The organism is Pseudomonas cyclaminis (assembly GCF_015163715.1).
Taxonomy (GTDB): domain Bacteria; phylum Pseudomonadota; class Gammaproteobacteria; order Pseudomonadales; family Pseudomonadaceae; genus Aquipseudomonas; species Aquipseudomonas cyclaminis.
Genome location: NZ_JADDUM010000377.1, coordinates 1 through 4069 on the forward strand (window position 1 = coordinate 1; position 4069 = coordinate 4069).

Consider the following 4069-nt stretch of genomic DNA (forward strand, 5'->3'; position numbering starts at 1 on the left):
CGGGGGCAGCCTCCACATTGAGATAACACACCACGTCGCGGTTTACCAACTGGCGGTATTAGGCAGGTCCAGGGTGCCGCGATCCACAAATCGCATCGTGCCAAACAACCCGCCTGCAAGCTTGCCGCGCAGTACATAAGGCAAATTGTTCAAGCTCTGGGTTTGGCTCAAACCCAGGGTCTGGCGCAACACTGAGAACGCCGAAACGCTGACCGGCACCCTCAGGACCGTCTCGGAAAAACGCGGGATGCTGCCGGCCTGATCACTCACGCCGGAGGCTAACGGCCGGCCATTGACCTCCAGGTCCAGGGCCACGCCGTTGTAGTCGATCGCCGTTTCATTGGGGTTTTGCACCCGCAGTTTCACCACGAAGCGCACTTCCAGTTCCTGGCTTTGCAGGGGCTCGATGCCCACTACCGTGATGTTGACCGGGTCGCGGTTGGGAAACAGCGCGCAGGCGCTCAAGGTCAGCAGCAACAGTGATAGAACCATGAGCTTGCGCATACAAAGGTGCTCCTATTTCGTGACGTCCGGGTCCTGCATCACTTTTAGGGTAGAGGACTCCGGATCAAATTCATCTTCTTGCAGTTCTATGAACTCTTCCGGTAGGAAAATGTTCAGCAGGATGGCACAGAACGCGCCCACGGTAATCGGCGACTCGAAGATGTTGTGCAGGGCCTTGGGCAGGTCACGCAGCACTTCCGGCACGGCGGCGACGCCCAGGCCCATGCCGAGGGAGATCGCTACGATCAGCACATTGCGCCGGTGCAGCCCGGCTTCGGCGAGGATCTTGATGCCGGCCACGGCAACGGTGCCGAACATGATCAGGGTCGCGCCGCCCAGCACCGGCTTGGGCATCAGTTGCAGCACCGCGCCGATCATCGGGAACAGCCCGAGCAGCACCAGCAGCCCCGCGATGAAGTACGCCACGTAGCGGCTGGCCACGCCGGTGAGTTGGATCACGCCGTTGTTCTGGGCGAAGGTCACCATCGGCAGGCTGTTGAACGTGGCGGCCATCGCCGAGTTCAGGCCGTCGGCCAGCAGACCGGATTTGATGCGCTTGATATACAGCGGGCCTTTGACTGGCTGCTGGGAAATCATCGAATTGGCGGTCAGGTCACCGGCCGCTTCCAGCGGCGAAATCAGGAAGATCACCGCCACCGGGATAAATGCCACCCAGTCGAACGAGAAACCGTACTTGAACGGCACCGGCACGCTGATCAAAGGCACGTGGGGCAGGGCGGCCAGGTCGACGCGGCCCATCCACCACGCCACCACAAAGCCCAGGGTCAGGCCGATCACGATCGAACCCAGGCGCAGGAACGGGTTGTTGAAGCGGTTGAGCACCACGATGGTCACCAGCACCAGTGCCGCCAGACCCATATTGTTGGCGGCCCCCAGGTCGCTGGCGCCAAAGCCGCCGGCCATGTCGTGACCGCCACCTTGATCAGCGACAAGCCCATCAAGGTAATGATGGTGCCGGTCACCACCGGGGTGATCAGCTTGCGCAGCTTGCCGATGAACTGGCTGAGCACCACTTCGATGAACGCCGCGAAAAAGCAGATGCCAAAGATCGTCGAGAGGATTTCATCGGTGCCGCCGCCACGGGCCTTGACCATGAAACCCGCGCTGAGGATCACGCTGATAAACGAAAAGCTGGTGCCTTGCAGGCACAGTAGCCCCGAACCGATCGGGCCGAATTTGCGCGCCTGCACAAAGGTGCCGAGCCCCGACACAAACAGCGCCATGCTCACCAGGTACGGCACTTCGCTTTCCAGGCCGAGCACACCACCGACGATCAGGGTCGGGGTGATGATGCCGACAAAACTCGCCAGCACATGCTGCAGCGCGGCAAAGATCGCCGCAGTGAAGTGCGGGCGGTCTTCCAGGCCGTAGATCAGGTCGGATTTATAGCGCGGGCGGGGGGCTTGAGCGTCAGACAAAATGCGGGCTCGGGTCAGAAAAGGGAGGCGCAGGATGCCAGAAACGGTCGATCGTCAGAAGTGTAAAAAAATATTTATGAGTGCCCTGCGTAAAACGCTGCACCCAGCCGATAATGTGTATAGGCCCACCGATCAATAACAACAGTGGGCCAAGGTCTGAGCGGTGCGTTGACGCCGGCGGATCGTTTCGCCGCAGGGATGCGCGCAAACACTACTCCTGAGAGCCTCGCCCATGTCCCTCCGTCATCTGAATATCGCCCCTCGTGCTTCTCTCGGTTTCGCGTTCATCGCGTTGTTAGTGGTTGTTATCGGCGTGTTTGCGGTCAACCGCATGACGCTGATCCGCGAGGCGTCGGTGGCCATGAGCGCCAACCAACTGCCCAGCGTGACGTACTTGGGCACGATAACGGAAAACGTGCTGCGCCTGCGCATCCTGTCGTTTCGCGTACTGGTCAATCGCGAGCCTGCCGCGTTGCAGGAAGCTGAAACCCGCATCGGCGTGCTGGCCGACAAGGTCAAGACAGCCCAGGCTGGTTACGCCACGTTGCCTGCCGGGCAGGAAGAGGCGGCCTTGTACAAGACGTTTGGCGTCACCTTGGACAACTACTTCAAGGCCCAGGCCGACATGCTCACCCTGTCCAGGCAAGGCAAGGTCGATGAGATGCGTGCGCTGATCAACACCCGTATCAAGGACGGTACCGACCAAATGGGCGAGCAACTGAACAAATTGATCGCCATCAATGCCGCGGACGCCAAGGCTGCCGACGCTGAAGCCGGGCGCGGCTACGACAGCGCGATCACCGGTGTGATCGTGGTCTCGGTCGCCGCCGCCTTGCTCACGGTGCTGCTGGCCTGGCTGCTGACCCGCAGCATCGTCACGCCGTTGCGCAAAGCCGTGGCCGTGGCCGAAACCATCGCCGCCGGCAACCTCAGCACCACCATCGCGGACGACGGCAACGACGAGCCGGCCCGCTTGATCGGCGCCCTGGCCGCCATGCAGGCCAACCTGCGCCAGACCATTCAGCACATCGCCGGTTCGGCCACGCAACTGGCGTCCGCCGCCGAGGAACTCAGTGCGGTCACCGAAGAAGCCTCCAAAGGCTTGCAGCAGCAGAACAATGAAATCGATCAGGCCGCCACCGCCGTCAACGAGATGACCGCAGCGGTGGAAGAAGTGGCGCGCAATGCAGTGTCCACTTCCGAGGCGTCCAGCCAGTCCAACCAGGCCGCACGCGAAGGTCGCGACCGGGTGGTGGAAACCGTCGGTGCGATCCAGACCATGACCCAGGACGTGCAGAACACCGCCGCGATGATCGAAGGCCTGGCCACACAGGGCCGCGATATCGGCAAGGTGCTTGACGTGATCCGTGCGATCGCCGAGCAGACCAACCTGCTGGCACTCAACGCCGCCATCGAAGCCGCCCGTGCCGGTGAGGCCGGGCGTGGCTTTGCGGTGGTGGCGGATGAGGTGCGCGCCCTGGCCCATCGCACTGCGCAGTCGACCCAGGAGATCGAAAAAATGGTCGCCGGCATCCAGAACGGCACCGGTGAAGCCGTGCAATCCATGCAGCAAAGCAACCAGCGCACCCAGAACACTCTGGAAATGGCGCGCGCCGCCGGTGTGGCGCTGGAGCAGATCACCCAGTCCATCAGCCTGATCAACGAGCGCAACCTGGTCATCGCCAGCGCCTCGGAAGAACAGGCCCAGGTGTCCCGCGAGGTGGACCGCAACCTGGTGAATATCCGCGACCTGGCCACTCAGTCGGCGGCGGGGGCCAACCAGACCAGCGCGGCCAGCCATGAGCTGTCGCGCCTGGCGGTGGATTTGAATGGGATGGTGGCCAGGTTCGTCATCTGACCCACTTTGCAATGCGGTCAAAATGTGGGAGGGGGCTTGCCCCCGATGAGGCCCTCCCAGACGACATATTTCCAAATGTGAAGTACCCTTTGCCCCTTGTTCACAGGTCCCTCGCCCCATGCTCTTCCTGATCGCCTACATCAGCAGCGTCGTGCTGATCAACTTCGCCTTCTCCACCGCCCCGCACCTGGATGTGATCTGGTCCGCCTGGGGCGCCTGGTCTTCATCCTGCGCGACATGGTGCAGACCCGCTTCGGCCACGGTGCGA

The 4069-nt window shown here is 62.0% G+C and carries 2 protein-coding genes and 2 pseudogenes; 2 read left to right on the top strand and 2 right to left on the bottom strand.

Annotated features, from left to right (window positions below; all coding sequences use genetic code 11):
- Positions 1-42: 42 nt before the first annotated feature.
- Both IQK56_RS30645 and IQK56_RS30650 read right to left on the bottom strand, forming a co-directional pair.
- Entirely contained in the window at positions 43-504 is a 462-nt protein-coding gene (locus tag IQK56_RS30645; RefSeq protein WP_122307293.1) for an LEA/WHy family protein, read from the bottom strand.
- A 12-nt stretch (positions 505-516) separates the two neighbouring features.
- Positions 517-1943, bottom strand: a pseudogene (locus IQK56_RS30650) (nucleobase:cation symporter-2 family protein).
- A gap of 232 nt (positions 1944-2175) precedes the next feature.
- Here IQK56_RS30650 and IQK56_RS30655 point away from each other — a divergent pair.
- Positions 2176-3801, top strand: a complete 1626-nt coding sequence (locus tag IQK56_RS30655) for a methyl-accepting chemotaxis protein (RefSeq protein ID WP_150762061.1) — start codon at positions 2176-2178, stop codon at positions 3799-3801.
- Between the two features lie 118 nt (positions 3802-3919).
- A pseudogene (locus IQK56_RS30660) lies at positions 3920-4069 on the top strand (preQ0 transporter); the annotation flags it as partial.

What these genes read in the sequence shown, in the direction of transcription:
- IQK56_RS30655 (WP_150762061.1), top strand. Translation starts at nt 2,176, where the DNA reads ATGTCCCTCCGTCATCTGAATATCGCCCCTCGTGCTTCTCTCGGTTTC.
- IQK56_RS30645 (WP_122307293.1), bottom strand. Translation starts at nt 504, where the DNA reads ATGCGCAAGCTCATGGTTCTATCACTGTTGCTGCTGACCTTGAGCGCC.